Origin of the sequence: Mesorhizobium sp. M7D.F.Ca.US.005.01.1.1 (genome assembly GCF_003952545.1) — a bacterium.
GTDB classification, from domain to species: domain Bacteria; phylum Pseudomonadota; class Alphaproteobacteria; order Rhizobiales; family Rhizobiaceae; genus Mesorhizobium; species Mesorhizobium loti.
In genome coordinates, this window is sequence record NZ_CP034453.1 from 3,822,223 (window position 1) to 3,841,077 (window position 18,855).

Here is an 18,855-nt window from a genome sequence, read left to right on the forward strand (position 1 = left end):
GATCGTGCGCTCAACTGACGTCAGGCGGTCTTGGCGGCGACCAGTGCGTCGATCTTGGCGCACAGGTTCTTCATGACAAAGTAATCGTCGGTCGAAGCCTTGCCGTCATTGACCTCCTGGGTCCACTTTTCCAGCGGTACCTTGATGCCGAATTCCTTGTCGATGGCGAAGACGATGTCGAGGAAGTCGAGGCTGTCGATGCCGAGATCGTCGATCGTGTGGCTCTCTGGTGTGATGGTGTCGATATCGATCTCGCTGGTGTCGGCAATGATCTTGGCGACTTTGTCGAACGTGGTGGACAAGGGCTTTTCCTTCGGTTGCGGGCGGAATCTGTCCGCATCTTGTTTGGGCGCTGTCTAATCGGTTTTTCCCGGCAGGAAAAGGCCTGATACGCCGGGCGCAGATGGGTAGGGTGCCTAGGAAACGCAAGAAGGGCCGCCTGACAAGCCGGCGGCCCTTCCCGTTGACGTAGCGTCAGTCTAGCTTTCGCGCAGCTTGACGATGTCGTTCAGCAGCCCGCCCGTTCCGTTGTGGACGGTCAGCCGCTCGACCTTGCCGGCGATGGTTTCCAGAGCCTCGAGCTCCTTCAACCGCAGCATCACCGGGTTTTCCGCCATCACCCTGGCCGTGTTGAGGAGGGAGCGCGTGGCGTTCGTCTCCTCGCGGCGGCGGATGATGTTGGCTTCGGCCTGCTTTTCGGCCGACACCACCTGGTTGAGGATCTCGCGCATCTCGCCCGGCAGGATGACATCCTTGAGGGCGATATCGCTGACCTCCACCCCGATCTCGGCCATATCGGCGCGGACCTTGGCTGCCGCTTCTTCGTCGATCGTCACCTTCTTTTCGAGGATCTGATCGAGTGTCAGCGCGCCAAGCGTCTTGCGGAAGGCATACTGCAGGGCGCGGTAGAGGGCTTCGGAGAAGTCCTTCACCATGCTCACTGCCTTGACCGGATCGACGACCCGGTATTCGGCGGCGATGTTGACGCGGATCGTCACGCGATCCTTGGTCAGCACTTCCTGCCCGGCAACGTCGAGCGACTGGCGCTTGAGGTCGACGACCTTGATCTGCACCATGCGTCCGACGTTCCAGAAGCCATGCACGCCCGCCGTCAGCGTCCTGACCAGGACACCGTCGATGAACAGCAGTCCGGCCTGACCATCGACGACCGGATGGACGGACATCAATTCCGCCTTCCGGGCCTGGCCGAGCCGGCGCATGACCGCCGTATCGATGGCGAGATCGACTGACGTGTCGATCAGCGTCACCTTCCACGGACCGGCATCCGTCCACAGCACCAGCTTGCGATCCGGCGCCAGAACGGCGTGCAGGTTGCCGTCACGCTCGATGACGGCAACCTCCGTGCGCGCGGTGCGAACGACGGTGAAATGACGCGCGGCCACATCCGGGAGCTTGTCGAACAACGCCTTCTCGTATGCCGAAACGAATTCCGGGTTCTTCAGATCGTGCCGGGACACTTCAAGGCTGCCGCGCCGGTTGGCGAGCCAATGTTCGCCCGGCAGCAGGACAGCCTTGATCTCCCCCTTGTGGAGGGTGAGGGCACGTTCGTTTTCCCTAACGAGGACGCGCTCGCGTCCAAGAACCTTGTCGAGAATTGTCATTGTCTTACTCCTGTCGGGCATGGCCCCATGCGAGGCGTCAAGTCATGCGTCGATCGTCCTTTTCGTTTCTCGTTTCACATCGTCGTCTTGCGTCACAGCCCGGGCACGAATGATCCGGGGACTGGTGGCATCGATCCGTGGCGGGCTTGCGGGAGCGGATCGCGGGACAGTGAAGCGGGCGCCGGAAGCCTTGGCCTCCCTTGCCGGCGACACTGCGCCTTGATCGTCACCGCGGGCCTGGCCGCGAGCCGGTGGCGAAAGACACTCAGGCTGGTCCGCGCCCGAGGGCTTGGGCCATCCGTTCGGTCTTTCGCATTCCAGTCCCCGGACCGTTTTTTCAGATAACACCGTGGCAGGGTGCTGGCTTATCAGGCCAATGGAGAAGGATTTGAACCTTCGACAGTCAGATTCTCGATCTGATGCTCTACCCAACTGAGCTATCCGTGGTGCAGATGAAGGGAATTGAACCCCCGACCTCCGGATCCAAATCCGGCGCTCTCCCACTGAGCTACATCCGCGATCCCAATCCCCAAAGCGGCGCCGCATACAGGGCGGCAATGCCGCCTGCACGGGCGGAGACGAAAGCTCCAACCGTTGTGCTCACTTCGGTTTTCGTGACCGGGAGCGCGCCTATAGACCCTGCGACGGGTTGTCGCAAGCGGCATTGTCATGGCGGATTTGCGGCTTCTTTCAATGGTGGCATTTCGGCAACACCGCTTCCGGCGTCAGCGACGCGTAGCGCGCTCAGAAGGTGACGCGGCCGAGCACGCGCAGGCCATCGCCCTGCGGCTCGACAACCACGGCCTCGCCTTCGCGCGGCGAGATGCCGGTCAGTGCCACGATGTCTTCCAGATGGGTGACCATGACCAGATTGTCGGAGCCGGAATAGGCGCGGATTTCCTTCATGATCGCGGCGATCTGCGCGGCCTTCTGCGTCTCGTCACCATTCAGGAGATCGAGGGGTGCAAAGAGCTCTGGCTCGGCCTCGAAGGCGATGCGCGCGGTGTCGAGGCAGCGGCAATAGCGGCTGGACAGCACGCGCTCGATCGGTGCCGCCCGAGCGGCAAACAGAGCGCCGATCTTGCTCGCCTGCTGCTTGCCGCGCGCCGACAGGTTGATCTGGGTGGCACAGCTGTCGATGTCGAAATTGGCCGGGTCGGTGGTGCCGGTGACCATGGCATGGCGCAGCAGCACGACATGCCCGCCATCGCGTAGCAGCGCCCAGCCTGCATCCGTGGCGTGCGCCGCGCCGGGAACAACAAGCAGGAACAACGCCAAGGCAAATCGAATCATCCGCTATCCTTCTCCGGTTCCCGGCAATGGGTTCCGGTGACGAGACATATAGGGACGGTAAAGCCGGCCGAAAGACAAGGCACGGTCGGCGGGAAGCGTAGACCTACTTCTTCGCTATCTGCTTCTTCACCAGATCGATCTTCTGGTCGGTGAGCGGGATGGGGATCGTGTAGCCGGCTTCGGTAAAGCCCTGCTTGGCGTTCTCGAAGAATTCGATCGCCTTTTGATATTCGGCCTTGCCGCCGCCATAGCTGCCGCGGTTCCAGTGGATGTCGCCTAGATTGTTCTGCGCGAAGGCCCATTGCATAGGCAGGCTTTCCCTGGTGAATACCTTCAGCGTCGCCGTGAAGGCGGCCTCGGCGTCACCGAGATATTTGTCGGTGCGTTCGAGATTGCCGAGGTTGAGCAGGCTCATGCCGATACCGTTCTGGGCGTTGGCCCAGTCGACCGGTGCCGCGTCGACGGTGAGCACCTCGAGGGCCGCCCGGCGGGCCGCGATGGACTCCAGCAAGGTCTTGGGGTCAGCATTGCTCATGCTCAGCCAGTGCAACGTCGAGCCGAGGCCGGCCTGGGCCAGCGCCCATTGGCGCGGGTTCGTCTCGCGTTTGTACTCGCGCAACGCATCGCGGTAGGCGGCAATGGCCTCACCGTAATGTTCCGGCTTATCGGTCACGCCGCCCAGAAGCTGCAGCGTGTTGCCGAGATTGTAGTGGCTCATTGCCCAGTCCTGCGGGAATTTCCGTCTGACATAGACCTGCCGGGCGGCCTGGAACGCCGCGGCCGACTGCTCCAGCTTGGCCGCGTCGCGGGTGCGCTGGCCAAGCGTCTGGTAGATCGAACCGAGATTGTTCTGCGCCGACGCCCAGTCCATCGGGAAACGCTGCCGGGTAAACACGGTCAGCGCATCGTCATAGGCCGTCGCGGCCTCTTCGAGCGCGCCGGTGCCCATATCGAAGCGGGCGACACCGCTCAGCGCGTTGCCGAGGTTGAGCCGGCTGGTTGCCCACGAGACCGGGAAGGTTTCACGGGTTCGCACCTCGAGCGCGGCACGGAACGCATCGGCCGCCTCGTTGATCTTCGCCTTGTCGTTGAGCTGAATGCCGAGCGACACCAGCGTGTTGCCGAGATTGTTCTCGACCATCGCCCATTCCACCGGCGCCTTTTCGCGCGTGTATTCCTCAAGTGCCAGGCGGTAGGCCGCCTCGGCTTGCGTCAGATGTTCGCCGGCGGCTTCGCGCTCGGACAACGCATAGAGCGCCAGGCCGAGATTGTTCTGCGAAGCTGCCCAGTCGAGCGGCACTTTTTCACGCGGGCGCTTCTCCAACGTCGCGCGCATTGCCACCACCGCCTCGTTCAGGCGCTTCGGGTCGCTCTCGCGTTCGCCGATCTTCAACAGCACATTGGCCAGATTGTTCTGCGCGGCGGCCCAGTTGAGATCGTCTTTCTCGCGCTCGAACACGACAAGGGAGGCGCGAAAGATCTGTGCTGCCTCCTCAAGGCGTGCGGTCTCCGTCTCGCGCTCGCCGATGGTCTGCAGCACCACCGCCATGTTGTTGCGGGTGATCGCCCAGTCGCGATTCTGTTCGCCATTGGGGATGAAGTTCAGGATGGTGCGATAGGCATCGATGGAGCGCTGCAGCGCATCAAGGTCGCCGGTGGCGTAGCCGTAGGCGTTCAGCGCCTCGGCTTCCTGGTTCTTGTAGTTCCAGCGCAGCTTGTCGTCCCATTTTTCGGCCAGTGAAAACGCCTTGGCGTAGTCGCCGGCGGCGGATTTGTAGTCGAACACCAGCCCCGAGGCATCGGCGCGTCTGGCATAGATCGCGGCGTCGGCAAGACGCTTCTGCTTGACGAGATCCTCGGCCTCATCGACCGCGTCGTTGGTCTGCTCGACCCGGCCGACCGCGTCATCGAGGAACTTCCGCGCCGTCACGATGGCGCCCTGGCCGATCGCCTTGTCGGCGGAGGCGACCAGGCGTTTGATCTCCGGATCGTCGGTGCGCAGCGCGGCACGTTCGGACATCATTTTCTTCAGGCGCTCGGCCTGGGCGTCGAGCACCTTTTGCAGGTCGGACGGATCCTCCGGCATTTTTTCCGTGCCGAGCGCCTTCAGCACGCCATAGAGCGCATCGAGCGGCACGCCTTCCTGCAGCGAGGCCAGTTCCACCTGCGCCCGTTTCGGGTCGGGCAGGTCGGAAATCGTCAGCAGCAGCTGGCGCCGCTCGCCGGTGATCAGCCCGTCATCGCCGGTCGGCTCCGCTGGTGCAACGCCGAAATAAAGCAGCCGGCGCAGGCTTTCATTGACCCAGGGGCGCTGCCTTGCCTTGGTGTCGAGATAGACCTCCTCGGTCACCATGCGCATGACCGAGCCGAATTCGGTGCCCTTCATCGCCGCGAGGTGGCGCAGCAGGGCGGACGCGTAAGGGCTATTTTCGCCAGCGGCGCCATCGAGCGCCGGGCGACCCGGTTCGGCGGCAAAGCCGACCACCGTACCCAGGCTCGCGTCAGCCGCCGGCGCATTGCCGAGCGCCCTGGCGCCGCGCACCGGTTCCAGCCCGCCGGCACCAATCGGCGAGGCGGAAGCGGTCGGTGCGCGTCGCACCACGGCGTCCTGCGGGAACGGATTGGTGCGGCAGGCGTCGAGCAGCACGATCGTCACAGGCACAGTCTTTTTCAACGCGTCCATGAGGGCGGAAATCGGCACCAAAGCCGCATCGGCATCCCTCAGTGACGACACGTCGGCATCGACCGGAACCAGATAGTTCTCGCCGCCGGCCTCGATGCCGTGACCGGAATAATAGATGAAGGCGACATCGGCGCCTTCGGCATCTTCCGTGAACCGCTCCAGGTCGCGCTTCAGCTTGGGAGCGTCGCGATCGGTGACGCTGCGCGCGTCGAAGCCGAGGTCGGTCAGCATCTTGGCCATGTCGCGGGCGTCGTTGGCGGGGTTGGGGAGGGCGGCGATGTGCTCGTATTTCGACTGGCCGATGATCAGCGCCACACCCTTGAGGCTTTTCGTCTCGGCACCTGCAAGCGCGGTCGCGGCAAGGCAAAGCAGTGCGGCGACGAAAGCCGTCAGCCACGCCTGCCGCAAAAGATTACGCTTCGTGGTTTCGACAAAGGCCATTTGTCGTTGATGTCCGCCCTGATGATCCAAGCCCTCTATAATGCTGCCAGCCTACCATGATCAAATTCGGGCATGATCAAATTCGGGCGCGATTGCGCCGCGACCGTGGCTCGCCTATCACGGGAAACTCGCCTGTCACGGTAAAAATGTCTCCGCTCACCGAAACGGTCCTTTTCGTCTTCAGCCTTGTCGCGCTCGGCTATCTCGCCGGGTTCACCGGCTATTTGAAGCCGGCGAGCGGCGAGGGGATATCCGACTTCGCGGTCTCAGTGGCGATGCCGCTGCTGCTGTTCCAGACCATGGTGAATGCCGATTTCCACGGCGTGGCACCTTGGTCGCTGTGGGGCGCCTATTTCGCGGCCGTGGCGATCACCTGGGCCGCCGGCCATCTCGTCACCACGCGGATATTCGGGCGAGATGCACGCGCCGGTGTCGTCGGTGGCGTATCTTCGGCCTATTCCAATGTCGTGCTGCTCGGCGCTCCCTTCATCCTTGGCATATTCGGCCCGAGCGGCTTCGAAGTGCTGTCGCTGCTGGTCTCCGTGCATCTGCCGATCATGATGATGGCCTCGATCGTCCTGTTCGAGATGTTCGGCCGCAGCGGCGGCGAGCCCATGCACCCCTTGCGCATCATCCGCAGCTTCCTGAGGCGGCTGTTCATCAATCCGCTGATCATCGGCATTCTGGCGGGGCTGGCATGGCGCCTCAGCGGCGTACCGCTGCCCGACCTTGTCAAGCGGCTGGTCGATGCGCTGGCCGATACGGCCGGCCCGGTGGCGCTGTTTGCCATGGGCCTCAGCCTGCGCCGCTTCGGCATATCAGGCAATGTCCGGCCGGCGTTGGCGCTTTCGGTGCTGAAGCTGTTCCTGATGCCGGCGCTGGTTCTCGCCTTTGTCTGGCTGCTCGGCCTGCCGCCCTTGACGGCCAAGGTCGCGGTGGTGGTGGCGGCGCTGCCGTCCGGCATCAATTCCTATCTCATCGCCGTGCAGTTCAACACCGGCCAGGCGCTGGCGTCGAACCAGATGACCATCGCCACCGCCTGCGCCGTCGTCACCACCGCCTTTTGGCTGGCGGTGGTGCTTCACGTTTTCTGATGGGGCATGTCGATATTCAGATGATTCCGGCCCGCGATCGGCGCGTCATAGTTCGGCCTGCTCTCGCCTCGGGCTGGTCCAACCCCTATATGCCATCTTGCGATTGCTTGCGGGCCTTGCCCTAGGTAAAGAGCAGTGGCTCCGGCGTGCCGGCTTCAGTCCATGGCGCACGCTCACCGAAGACTTCACAGACCGGCCCGTCAGCGCGCCGAACGGAGGATAGACCATGCTTCAGAAAACCAGCCATTTCATGCGGCAGGCCAATCTCATCAATGGCGAATGGGTGCAGGCCGACAGCGGCCAGACGGTCGACGTCAACAACCCGGCCACCGGTCTCAAGATCGGCACCGTGCCGAAGTCGGGCAAGGCCGAGACCCGCCGCGCCATCGAAGCTGCCGCCGCCGCCTTCAAGTCGTGGCGCAAGACCACCGCGCTCGAGCGCTCGAAGCTGCTGCGCAAGCTGCACGACGCGATGATGGACAATCAGGACGTGCTGGCCGAACTGCTGACCATCGAGCAAGGCAAGTCGCTGTTCGAATCGAAGGGCGAGATCGGCTCTGCCGCGGCCTACATCCTGTGGTTCGCCGAGGAAGGCCGCCGCACCTATGGCGACGTCGTGCCGTCGCCATGGGCGGACCGCCGCATCCTGGTGACCAAGGAGCCGGTCGGCGTCATCGCCGCCATCACGCCGTGGAATTTCCCATCCTCGATGCTGGCCCGCAAGCTCGGCCCGGCGCTCGCCGCCGGCTGCACAGCGGTCGTCAAGCCGGCCTCGCAGACGCCGTATTCGGGTCTCGCGTGGGGCGCGCTCGCCGAGGAAGTCGGCTTCCCCAAGGGCGTCATCAACATCCTGACCGGTTCGGCCAGCGAGATCGGCGACGAGATCTGCGCCAATCCGCTGGTGTCGAAGATCACCTTCACCGGATCGACCGAGGTCGGCAAGCTTCTCATCCAGAAGTCGTCGGTCACCGTCAAGAAGGTGTCGATGGAGCTCGGCGGCAACGCGCCGTTCATCGTCTTCGACGACGCCGATCTCGAGCGTGCGGTCGCCGGTGCGATCACCGCCAAGTACCGCAATTCCGGCCAGACCTGCGTCTGCACCAACCGCTTCCTTGTCCAGGCTGGTGTCTATGACAAGTTCGTCGAGAAGCTCGCTGCCGCCAGCAACGGGCTGAAGGTCGGCTCCGGCCTTGAGGAGGGCGTGCAGCAGGGACCGCTGATCGACGAGAAGGCGGTCGAGAAGGTCGAGGAACTGATCGCCGACGCTACATCCAAGGGCGGCAAGATCGTCGCCGGCGGCAAGCGCCATGCGCTCGGCGGTTCGTTCTTCCAGCCGACGGTCATCGCCAACGCGACACCCAAGATGCGCTTCATGAAGGAAGAGATCTTTGGCCCGGTCGCACCGGTGTTCAAGTTCGAGACCGAAGAGGAAGCCATCGCGCTCGCCAACGACACTGAATTCGGCCTCGCCTGCTATTTCTACACCGGCGATCTCGGCCGCGCCTTCCGCGTCATGGAAGGGCTGAAATACGGCATGGTCGGTGTCAATGAGGGCCTCATCACCACGCCGGAGGCGCCGTTCGGCGGCGTCAAGGAATCGGGTCTCGGCAAGGAAGGCGGACATCAGGGCATCGAGGATTATCTCGACACCAAATATGTCTGCATCGGTGGCCTCGGCCTCTGATAGGCTATCCCTGAGATGGGGAGGCCAATGGCTTGCCCATCTCGGAAGGAAAACCAGCCGAAGTCCTCAGGATCAACTGGCATTTACGGGCATGGCGATGAAGGACGGCGAGGTTTTCGGCACGACACAGGCAGGCGAGCCGGTGCGTCGCTTCACGATCAGGGGTGGCGGCATCACCGCCAACGTCATCGGTCTGGGCGCAATCATCCAGGACCTGCGCCTGACCGGGCATGATGCGCCGCTCGTGCTCGGCTACGACAGTCTGCAAGCCTACGAGACGGATACGGGCTTCTTTGGAGCGGTCGTCGGTCGCTATGCCAACCGCATCCGCGACGGCCGCTTTACTATTGGCGGCAACCGCTACCAGACCGAGCAAAACTTCCTCGATAAGCATACGCTGCATGGCGGCTCGCAAGGTTACTCCCACCGGCCGTGGACGGTTTCCTTGCATGGCAGGGATTTCGTCACGCTGACCCTGCACGATCCCGACGGCACGATGGGTTTTCCCGGCGCGCTCGACGTCACCTGTACCTACCGGCTGAAGATCCCCGGCACGCTCAGCGTCGAGCTGACCGCCACCTGTGAGGAGCCGACGCTGTGCAATCTCACCCAGCATTCCTATTTCAACCTGGATGATGGCGGTGCCGGCGACATTCTCGACCACAGGATGATGCTGAACGCCGGCGCCTACCTGCCGGTCGATGGCGACATGATCCCGACCGGGGTGGTCAAGCCGGTTGACGGCACGCCGTTCGATTTCCGCCAGGCGCGGCCGCTGCGCATGGAGACCGAGGGCGAACAGCTACCTTACGACCAGAATTTCTGCCTTGCGTCGACACGCGGGCCGCTCAAGCAGGCGGCATGGGCGCAAGGCGCCAGTTCCGGTGTCGAGATGGAGGTCTGGACCACCGAGCCCGGCGTCCAGCTCTATACCGGCCAGTATGTGACGCCGCGCACCGGGCTGGAAGGGCGGAACTACAAGGCCTTTTGCGGTTTCTGCCTCGAGCCGCAGGTGTGGCCGGATGCGCCGAACCGGCCCTATTTCCCGCAGGCAACGCTGTGGCCCGGCGCGATCTACCATCATGTGACGGAATACCGGTTCCGTCTGCCTTAGTTTTTTCAGACCTTAGCCTTCGAACGCAGCCCGCAGCGTCTCGAACGGCGCCAGCGCGCCGCGCACCTGCACCACGGCGGCGGCGACGCGATGCGCACGGCGCGCGGCTTCCAGTGGGTCATGGCCGGCAAGACGAGCCGCAAGATAGCCGCCGTTGAAGGAATCACCGGCGCCGGTCGTATCGGCGGGAGCGGCGACATGGATCGCAGGGACTTCGCGTAATGTTCCTAGTTGATGAGCAACCAGCGCCGGCGCCTCGCCATTCTTGACGACGACCTCGCCGACAAATTGTGCGAGCCGCTCCGCGGTCGCTTGCGGTGTTGCATCGCCAAACAGCATCTGCTCGTCGGGGAAGGTCGGCAACGCGATGTCGGTGACAGCAAGGGCTTCGACGATCGCTGCCTGCGCATCCTCGCGATGGCGCCAGAGCCGCGGCCGGTAGTTGGGGTCGAAGGCGACAAGTGAACCGGCCGAGCGCGCCTTGGCGACAGCAGCCAGCAATGTGGCGCGTGCGGCATCGTCCAGAATTGCCAAAGTGATCCCGGAAAAATAGACAAGCGCCTGATTTTCAAGATTTTTCGCCAACGCAGCCGGGTCCGAGGCAAGCTGCCGCGCGGCGGCGTCGGAACGCCAATAGGTGAAGGAACGCTCGGCGCCGGTCAGTGTGATGGCATAGAGGCCGGGCCGCGCGCCCGCTATGACCGGGCTGGAGCCGATGCCGATGCCGTTTTCAGCCAGGAAACCGATCTGGCCTTGCGAGAAGGGATCGTCGCCGAAGGCCGAGACATAGGTTGCCGGCCGCTCAGTGCTCAACGCATGCAGCGCCCACAGCGTGTTGAACGTGTCGCCGGCAAAGCCCATGCGCCAGTTCGGTCCCGTCTGGCCCGACAGTTCGAGCATGCATTCGCCGATCGAGGCGACGCCGGTTCCCGCCATCTACAGTCCTCCAGTGATCTTGGTGCTGTAGCTTTTTGCCATCGGCAGCGCCATGCTTGGCAAGCAGGGTTTTTTCCGCCACAGCGTTTTCCCACAGGCTGGCGGGATGCGATCCGTTCGGCAGAGCGTTGTCTGCAGAAGAGGAACCGGTTTGGTATCGATATGGCGTTATCTTCTGGCAGGTCTTGGTCTGGCTGCCTTGCTGGTCGGCATTCTCGCGGTCGTCTATCTGACGGCGCCGCGGTCCGCGCAGCCTGCCGGCCCGGATATCTCGCGTACGAAGAAATCCGAAAATGGGCTGTACATGGCCAGCTTCGTGCCGGAACGGGGCGTGGTGCGGCAGGGCGAACTGGAATCCTGGCTGCTGACCCTGAAAACAAAGACTGGGGCTTCGGTGGAGCGCGCCGCGATCGCCATCTCCGGCGGTATGCCGCAACACAATCACGGCCTGCCGACCAGCCCGCAGGTCACCGATTACCTGGGCGAAGGCCGTTACCGCATCGAGGGGCTGAAATTCACGATGAGCGGCTGGTGGCAACTTCGTTTCGCCATCTCGTCCGGCGCCGGCTCCGACACAGTACTGTTCAACGTGGTGCTGTGAGCGATCGATGAAGCGCCTTTTCTGCTTTCTGGCGCTGATGGTCGCCGTCATCCTCGTCGGCTGCGGCAAGCCTGACTTTTCCGACGCCGAGAAGAAGACCATCGCCTCGCTGGCGCTGTCGAGGTTGCCGTCCCTGAAGCCCGACACCACCAATCGTTTTGCCGACGTGCCGGCCGCTGCCGCGCTCGGCTCGACGCTTTTCTTCGACCTTGGCATGAGCCGCGACGGCACGGTGTCGTGCTCGACCTGCCACAAGATCGACCGCCAGTTCCAGGACGACCTGCCGCAAGCGGTCGGCGTCGGCCACACCAACCGGCGCACCATGCCGCTGGCCGGCGTGGCGCGCGATCCCTGGTTCTTCTGGGATGGCCGCCGCGACAGCCTGTGGGCGCAAGCACTGACGCCGCTTGAAAATCCGCTGGAGCAGGCGGGAAACCGTACCGCCTACGCGCACTACATCAAGGCGCGCTTCGGCGAGCGCTATGAACGCACCTTCGGGCCGCTGCCTGACCTCTCCGGCGCGCCGTTGAATGCCAGCCCGCTTGGAACCGATGCCGAGAAGGCTGCCTGGAACGTGATGAGCGGCGCGCAGCGTGATGCCATCAACGGCGTCTTTGCCAATATAGGCAAGGCGATCGCTGCGTTCGAACGGTCGATCGAGCCGGCGCCGACGCGCTTCGACCGCTTTGCGCTGGACCTTATCACCGGCGCCGAGCCGAAAGGCGATGCCGTCTTCTCGAAGGAGGAAATCCTTGGGCTGAAACTGTTCATCGGCAAGGCCAATTGCGTGACCTGCCACGACGGCCCACGCTTCACCGACAACAGCTTTCACAACACCGGCGTGCCGCCCGTTGCGGATCTGCCGCCGGATCGCGGCCGCATCGATGCGGTGCACCAAGTCGAGGCCGATCCGTTCAACTGCTTCGGTGCCTATCGCGATGGCGACGCCGGCGCCTGCGGCGAGTTGCGCTTCATGGTCAAGGACGCACCGCAACTCATCCGCGCCTACAAGACGCCTTCGCTGCGCGGTGCTGCGACCCGGGCGCCCTACATGCATGCCGGGCAGTTTTCGTCGCTCGACGAGGTGGTGGCTCACTACGCCAAGGCCGCACCCAGCGTGGAGGGAACGTCCGAAGTTCATCCGCTGCAGCTTTCAGACCGCGAGCGTGCGGCGCTGGTGGCCTTCCTGAAGACGCTGGCGGAGTGAGCTACCGATCCTTGACCGTCTCCATTGCCACGAAGGTCGAGGTCTGGGCGACGTGGGGTAGGGCCGAGATGCGCTCGCCAAGCACGCGGCGGTAGGCGGCGATATCCCTTGTGCGGACCTTCAGCAAATAGTCGAAGCTCGACGCCATCATGTGGCACTGCTCGATCTCCGGTACGGCCTGTACAGACCGGTTGAAGGCATCGAGCGCGGCGGAACGGGTGTCGGACAGTTTCACCTGGACGAAGGCGACATGGCCTTCACCCATGCGCTCGCGGTCGATGATCGCTTGGTAGCCCCTGATGTAGCCGTCCTTCTCCAGCCGCTTCACCCGCGCCTGCACCGGCGTCTTCGACAAGCCGACCTTTGCGGCCAGTTCGGACATGGAAAGCCGGCCATCGCTTGCCAGCGCGGCCAGGATATTCCGGTCGATGCGGTCCAATTGGTCTTCTGTCATCGAAATCGCGGTCCATATGATGGTTATTACCCACAAGGATAGATCGAATGACCTGCAATGTCGATTTCTTTGGACCGGTCGAAATTTCGCACCTGTGCTAGCTTGCGCCATTCGGTCCGGTGACCGCCGGCCCGCTCCCTTTTGCTCGATCCATGGGACCGCCATGCCGCTCGATACCATCCGCCAGCAGATCCGCGCCAACTACCTGCCCAACGAAGACGAGGCCGTGACGCGGCTGGCCGAGGCGACAGGCCTTTCAGCGAAAGACCGCGACGCGATTTCGGCCCGGGCCGCCGATCTGGTGCGGGCGGTGCGCGGTTCGTCGGATCCCCGGCTGATGGAGGTCTTCCTCTCGGCCTACGGCCTCTCCACCAAGGAAGGCGTGGCACTGATGTGCCTGGCCGAGGCGCTGCTGCGCGTGCCCGATACCGAGACGATGGACGACCTCATCGCCGACAAGATCGCGCCGCACGACTGGTCGGCGCATTCGGGCGGTTCGAGCTCGATCTTCGTCAACGCCTCGACCTGGGCGCTGATGCTGACCGGCCGCGTCCTCGATGAGGGCGAGGGCGGCATCGAGGGCACGCTGCGTTCTATGGTGCGGCGGCTGGGCGAGCCGGTCATCCGCAAAGCGGTGGCCGCCGCCATGCGCGAGATGGGCGAGCAGTTTGTGCTCGGCCGCACCATCGCCGAGGCCGTCAAGCGCGGCCGGCCGATGACGCAGAAAGGTTATCTCTATTCCTTCGACATGCTGGGCGAAGCGGCTCGCACCGAGGCCGATGCCTTGCGCTATCATAAGGCCTATGCCGACGCGATTTCGTCGCTCGATTCCGGCTCCAACGGCCCTGATATCAGGCAGAATCACGGCATCTCGGTCAAGCTTTCGGCGCTGCATCCGCGTTATGAGGTAGCGCAGAAGGAAGAGATGCTGCCGGTCATGGCCGAGCGGCTTTTGTCGCTGGCGCTTGCCGCGCGCCATTCGCGCATGGGCCTCAACATCGACGCCGAGGAAGCCGACCGCCTCGATCTGTCGCTCGATGTCATCGAGCGGGTGCTGGCCGAGCCGGAACTCGCCGGCTGGAACGGCTTTGGTGTGGTGGTGCAAGCGTATGGGCCACGCGCGGCCTTCGCCATCGACTGGCTCTACGCGCTGGCCAGGAAATACGACCGCAACATCATGGTGCGGCTGGTCAAGGGCGCCTATTGGGACACCGAGATCAAGCGGGCGCAGACGCTTGGGCTCACGGGCTATCCCGTCTTCACCCGCAAGGCCAACACCGACGTCTCCTACATGGCCTGCGCCAAGAAGCTGCTTGGCATGACCGACCGCATCTATCCGCAGTTCGCCACGCACAATGCGCACACCGTCGCCGCCATCCTGTCGATGGCTGACAATCGCGATGCCTTCGAGTTCCAGCGTCTGCACGGCATGGGCGAAGCCCTGCACGAGACGGTGCGACGGTCCGAAGGCACGCGCTGCCGCATCTATGCACCGGTCGGTGCGCATTCCGATCTGCTTGCCTATCTGGTCCGTCGGCTGCTGGAGAACGGCGCCAACTCCTCCTTCGTGCACCAGCTGACTGACGAGGATGTCGAGCCGGAGGACATTGCGCGTGATCCGCTCGAAACGGTCGAAAGCCAGGGTCCGGCCGCCAATCCGGCGATTGCCCGGCCTTCCCAGATTTTTGGCGCCGGCCGTCGGAACTCGAAGGGTTTTGACATCACCGACACGGTGACGCTGGCGGCGATCGACAAGGCCAAGGCCGCCTTCGCAGGGCCGGATCGCTGGCATGCCAAGCCGATCACCCGGGCCGCCGGCTATGGCAAGCAACGTCCGATCGTCAATCCGGCCAAGCCTTCCGAAGTGGTCGGCACGGTCAGCGAAGCCGCTGCCAAGCAAGTGGCGACCGCCGTGCGGATCGCGGTGGAAGTGCAACCGGCCTGGGCGAAGCGTCCCGTGGCCGAGCGCGCGGCCATCCTCAACCGCGCCGCCGATCTCTATGAAGCGAATGCCGTCGAGTTCTTCGCGCTCGCCACGAGGGAGGCCGGCAAATCGCTGGCCGACGGCGTCGCCGAAGTGCGCGAGGCTGTCGACTTCCTTCGCTACTACGCCACTGAGGCGGCCAATGCGGAGGCGGGCACGCAAGCGCGCGGCGCCATCGTCTGCATCTCGCCGTGGAATTTCCCGCTCGCCATCTTCACCGGCCAGATCGCCGCCGCACTTGTCACCGGCAATTCGGTGATCGCCAAGCCGGCCGAGCAGACGCCGCTGATCGCCTTCCGTGCCGTCGAACTGCTGCGCGAGGCCGGCGTGCCGGAAGACGTCATCCAGTTGCTGCCTGGCGCCGGTCCATCGGTCGGCGGGCCGCTCACCGCCGATCCGCGCATTGCTGGCGTCTGCTTCACCGGTTCGACCGAGGTTGCCAAGCTGATCGAGAAGCAACTGGCCGAGACGGCCGCGCCCGATGCCATGCTGATCGCCGAGACCGGCGGCCTCAACGCCATGATCGTCGATTCCACCGCGCTGCCCGAACAGGCGGTGCGCGACATCCTCGCCTCGGCCTTCCAGAGTGCCGGCCAGCGCTGCTCGGCGCTGCGCGTGCTCTATGTGCAGAAGGACGTCGAGAAGAAGATGCTGGAGATGCTGAAAGGCGCCATGGAGGCGCTCAGCATCGGTGATCCCTGGCGGATTTCGACCGATGTCGGCCCTGTCATCGACGACGAGGCGCAAAGCTCGATCCGCGAGTACTGCGCGAAAATGGGTCTGCAGGGCAGGCTGATCGCCAAGCTCGAGGCACCGAAGGAGGGGCGCTTCGTCGCGCCGCACGTCTTCCGGGTCAAGGGCATCGAAGACATGGAGCGCGAGGTGTTCGGGCCGGTGCTGCATGTCGCCACCTTCGACTCCGACGAGATCGACGCGGTCATCGCGGCCATCAACCGCAAGGGCTATGGCCTGACCTTCGGCCTGCACACCCGCATCGAGGGCCGCGTGCAGCATTTCGTCGACGGCATCCATGCCGGCAACATTTATGTCAACCGCAACCAGATCGGCGCCGTTGTCGGTTCGCAGCCGTTTGGTGGCGAGGGGCTTTCAGGCACCGGTCCGAAGGCCGGCGGTCCGCACTATCTCAGGCGCTTCCGCAAGGGGCCGGAGGCCGGCACCCATTTGCAGGATGGCCATAAGGTCACGGCGACCGAACTTGCCGACAATCTGCCCGATCCCACGCTTGGCGGCTGGTCGACGCGGCCCGACCGGATTGCCATTCTGAGGAAGCATCTGCGCGGCAAGGGTGCCGCAGCCATTGGTGCTGCCGCCAGCATCGATTTCGGCCAGGTCGACCTGCCCGGGCCGACCGGCGAGGCCAACACGCTCTCGCTGTCGCCGCGCGGACGGGTGCTATGCCTTGGTCCTGATGGCGACACGCTGCTCGCGCAGACGATCCAAGCGCTCGCCGCCGGCAATGCGGTGCTGGCGGTGGCGCCCGGTGCGCCGGCTGCCCTGTCCGCATTGACCGGCAAGGGCCTGCCACTGGCCGCCATCGATGGTCGTCCTGATCCGGTCGAAGCGCGCTCGCTGCGGGTCGATGTCGTCGCTTTTTCGGGCACGCCCGAGGCCGCGCGCATCGTGCGCAAGGTCATCGCCGACCGCTCAGGCCCGATCGTGCCGCTAGTCAGCGAGGTGCTCAACCCGGCGGCTTATGCACATGAACGGGCCGTCTGCGTCGACACCACCGCCGCGGGCGGCAATGCGAGCTTGCTGGCCGGGGCCTGAACCCGGCCGGTATTACGCGCCTTCGACGACCGAAAAACCCTCGAACTGGGGGTGGCCGAGATAGTGGACCTTTGTCGTGCCGACATTTCTATGGGCGGCGCGGAAATTCTCCGACTTGGTCCAGGCGATAAAATCATCATGGCTCGCCCACACCGTGTGCGACGCAAACAGCGTGTAGCCTTCGGTCTCGTTGACCGGGCCACGCAGCAGGTGGAATTCCCGAAAACCTTTCATCTCCGCGAGGCTGGAATCGCGGTTTTTCCACACGGCTTCGAAATCGTTCTCCGAGCCGGTCTGCACCTTGAAGCGGTTCATGGCGATGTACATTTGGTTCCTTTCAGCGGCTTTGAACTTTGACGATCGATGGATGGCGCAACGGGGCGACTGAGGCTCAGAACGGGCCGATTGGTGCTTTGAACCGCCAACTTAACAGTCCGGTCTCCGGCGGAATGGGAGGGAAGGGCGCCTGTTTTCGCACCAGCTCCAAAGCGAATTGATCGAGTTCCGGAGAGCCTGAGCTTTTGGCAAGTTGCAAGTCGCTGATGTTTCCATTGGCCAGCACCACAAATGCCACCATGGCGTTGTTGCGGGCTGTCGTTTGCGCCGCTTTCGAAACGCGGCGATTGGCGCGAGCCAATTTGTTGGCCACCTCGCCGCTATAGCGAGACGCTGCCGCGTTGCCGGCATCGGCTTGTTTTCTGCCTTTGCTGGCGATTGCCGCTTTTATTTCCTGGCCATCCGCCGTGCCGCGCTTCTCATATGGTTCGCTTGCAGTTGCTGGTGCAGCTGCCGGAGTTGGCCTCGCACTGGGGATCGGCGGCTGCTCCGGAACGGCCACAGGCGCCTCGGCGCTCCCGGCCTGAACGGTCGGCTGCGCTGGCGTTTCGGTCTTGGGGGCGACGCTTTGATCATCGGGGCGTGGGGCGCCGGCCACCAATATGTCCGGCGTCACCGCTGGCTGTTTGACAGGTTCCGGCAAAGGCTTGAGCGGCGGCTTTGCTGCGTCCTTCGCTGGTTGAGAAGGCTCCGTTGGCGGCGACGGCTTGGGCGGCGTTGCCGGCTGTGGTTTGGCCGGCTGCGGGTTCGGCACCAGCGCGACATTTATTGCCGCCGGGTCCTTGTCTAGCGCGCTGCCGACCACCTTGGCGCCCAACTGATCACTGCCTTCCGACTGCATAGCGTCCTGGAAACTGGATGTCCCTGAAGGCGAGATCAGAAAAGCCGCTGCCACCGCGGCGTGGAGCAGACAGGAGATGACGATCGCTGCCGTCCATTTGCGGTTCCAGGCCGATGGCTGCGGCAGCGCAAGCGGCTCAGTTGGCTCTATGGCCAGCTCGGCGCCGGCGTTGGGGAGGGGGCTGATATCCTGCATGTCTCGCCGCGAGACCTGCAGCGACAAGAGCAGAATTGTCAAATCAAGATCGTTCGCTGGCAGCGGCAGTCGGCCGTGGCCGGCGATTGGCCACGCCACGGTGTTTTGCAGGAATGCGGGATGCAGTCCCACCTCAGACGCCGAAAGCGATATCGGTCCTGGTGTCCGTCTTCAGCTTGCGCATGCAGGCATTCGGTTCGACGCCGGTACCGGTGCATTCGGTCGCGCTGTTGATCAGCACGCGGCTGACTTTCGAACATTCGGTGCCGGCCAGATCGAAACGCGTCACCTTGGTCTTGCCGGCTGGTAATTCCTTGAAATCGAGCACGGTCAGCCGGTCGACGACGCCAGCCTCGTTGAACAGGGCGATCTCGAACGCCGCCTTGGACAGGTCGGCGCCGAGATTGTTGTTGACCACGAACGTCAGGCGGCAGCCCTTGTCGGAAGGCTGCGCGCCGTTGAGTTCGAGGCTGAGTGCGGGGACTGGCGCGGGAGCTTGTGCCCACGCCGGAACCATCGCAAGCGACATCGCCAGCGTCGAGGTCAGTTGACGAAGGGATGTCGTCAAGCTCGTCATTGTCA

Annotated in this window: 15 protein-coding genes and 2 tRNA genes; 6 read left to right on the forward strand and 11 right to left on the reverse strand. The window is 63.9% G+C overall.

Going from position 1 to position 18,855, the window contains the following annotated elements:
• Positions 1-20 precede the first annotated feature (20 nt).
• From EJ076_RS18230 to EJ076_RS18255, 6 genes are all read right to left on the reverse strand, one after another.
• The gene (locus EJ076_RS18230; RefSeq protein ID WP_010909964.1) at positions 21-302 is read right to left on the reverse strand and encodes an acyl carrier protein; all 282 of its coding nucleotides are present in this window, start codon (positions 300-302) and stop codon (positions 21-23) included.
• A gap of 177 nt (positions 303-479) precedes the next feature.
• On the reverse strand, positions 480-1,622 hold the full coding sequence (locus EJ076_RS18235; protein ID WP_164548676.1) for a slipin family protein: 1,143 nt from the start codon (positions 1,620-1,622) through the stop codon (positions 480-482).
• 373 nt (positions 1,623-1,995) lie between these two features.
• Positions 1,996-2,064: transfer RNA gene (locus tag EJ076_RS18240), tRNA-Leu, on the reverse strand.
• A 2-nt stretch (positions 2,065-2,066) separates the two neighbouring features.
• Positions 2,067-2,140: transfer RNA gene (locus EJ076_RS18245), tRNA-OTHER, on the reverse strand.
• Between the two features lie 226 nt (positions 2,141-2,366).
• The gene (locus EJ076_RS18250; protein WP_126068825.1) at positions 2,367-2,915 is read right to left on the reverse strand and encodes a histidine phosphatase family protein; all 549 of its coding nucleotides are present in this window, start codon (positions 2,913-2,915) and stop codon (positions 2,367-2,369) included.
• A gap of 103 nt (positions 2,916-3,018) precedes the next feature.
• Complete coding sequence (locus EJ076_RS18255) at positions 3,019-6,039, reverse strand: caspase domain-containing protein (RefSeq protein ID WP_126068826.1); 3,021 nt, start codon at positions 6,037-6,039, stop codon at positions 3,019-3,021.
• A 146-nt stretch (positions 6,040-6,185) separates the two neighbouring features.
• Between EJ076_RS18255 and EJ076_RS18260 the strand changes: the two genes are divergently transcribed.
• The 3 genes from EJ076_RS18260 (at position 6,186) to EJ076_RS18270 (ending at position 9,931) form a co-directional block, all read left to right on the forward strand.
• Positions 6,186-7,133, forward strand: a complete 948-nt coding sequence (locus tag EJ076_RS18260; protein ID WP_126068827.1) for an AEC family transporter — start codon at positions 6,186-6,188, stop codon at positions 7,131-7,133.
• A gap of 226 nt (positions 7,134-7,359) precedes the next feature.
• Complete coding sequence (locus EJ076_RS18265; protein ID WP_126068828.1) at positions 7,360-8,817, forward strand: NAD-dependent succinate-semialdehyde dehydrogenase; 1,458 nt, start codon at positions 7,360-7,362, stop codon at positions 8,815-8,817.
• 91 nt (positions 8,818-8,908) lie between these two features.
• Positions 8,909-9,931, forward strand: a complete 1,023-nt coding sequence (locus tag EJ076_RS18270) for an aldose epimerase family protein (RefSeq protein ID WP_126068829.1) — start codon at positions 8,909-8,911, stop codon at positions 9,929-9,931.
• A gap of 12 nt (positions 9,932-9,943) precedes the next feature.
• On the opposite strand, the gene EJ076_RS18275 is transcribed toward EJ076_RS18270, so the two are convergent.
• Positions 9,944-10,867, reverse strand: a complete 924-nt coding sequence (locus EJ076_RS18275; RefSeq protein WP_126068830.1) for a sugar kinase — start codon at positions 10,865-10,867, stop codon at positions 9,944-9,946.
• A 151-nt stretch (positions 10,868-11,018) separates the two neighbouring features.
• Between EJ076_RS18275 and EJ076_RS18280 the strand changes: the two genes are divergently transcribed.
• Together EJ076_RS18280 and EJ076_RS18285 are read left to right on the forward strand one after the other, a co-directional pair.
• The gene (locus EJ076_RS18280) at positions 11,019-11,468 is read left to right on the forward strand and encodes a FixH family protein (protein WP_126071083.1); all 450 of its coding nucleotides are present in this window, start codon (positions 11,019-11,021) and stop codon (positions 11,466-11,468) included.
• Positions 11,469-11,475: 7 nt separating this feature from the next.
• Entirely contained in the window at positions 11,476-12,675 is a 1,200-nt protein-coding gene (locus EJ076_RS18285; RefSeq protein WP_126068831.1) for a cytochrome c peroxidase, read from the forward strand.
• Position 12,676: 1 nt separating this feature from the next.
• On the opposite strand, the gene EJ076_RS18290 is transcribed toward EJ076_RS18285, so the two are convergent.
• Complete coding sequence (locus EJ076_RS18290; protein ID WP_056596145.1) at positions 12,677-13,129, reverse strand: Lrp/AsnC ligand binding domain-containing protein; 453 nt, start codon at positions 13,127-13,129, stop codon at positions 12,677-12,679.
• Positions 13,130-13,292: 163 nt separating this feature from the next.
• Between EJ076_RS18290 and putA the strand changes: the two genes are divergently transcribed.
• Positions 13,293-16,901: a bifunctional proline dehydrogenase/L-glutamate gamma-semialdehyde dehydrogenase PutA gene (gene putA, locus EJ076_RS18295; protein WP_126068832.1), complete on the forward strand. Its 3,609-nt coding sequence runs from the start codon at positions 13,293-13,295 to the stop codon at positions 16,899-16,901.
• Positions 16,902-16,913: 12 nt separating this feature from the next.
• Here the strand turns inward: putA and EJ076_RS18300 are convergent, their stop codons facing one another.
• The 3 genes from EJ076_RS18300 to EJ076_RS18310 all read right to left on the reverse strand — a co-directional run bounded on the left by EJ076_RS18300 (position 16,914) and on the right by EJ076_RS18310 (position 18,850).
• Positions 16,914-17,228: an antibiotic biosynthesis monooxygenase gene (locus EJ076_RS18300; protein WP_027039045.1), complete on the reverse strand. Its 315-nt coding sequence runs from the start codon at positions 17,226-17,228 to the stop codon at positions 16,914-16,916.
• 64 nt (positions 17,229-17,292) lie between these two features.
• A complete protein-coding gene (locus tag EJ076_RS18305; RefSeq protein WP_348639798.1) occupies positions 17,293-18,405 on the reverse strand; it encodes a TonB family protein in 1,113 nt (370 codons plus the stop codon).
• Position 18,406: 1 nt separating this feature from the next.
• A complete protein-coding gene (locus EJ076_RS18310; protein ID WP_126068833.1) occupies positions 18,407-18,850 on the reverse strand; it encodes a hypothetical protein in 444 nt (147 codons plus the stop codon).
• Positions 18,851-18,855: the final 5 nt, after the last annotated feature.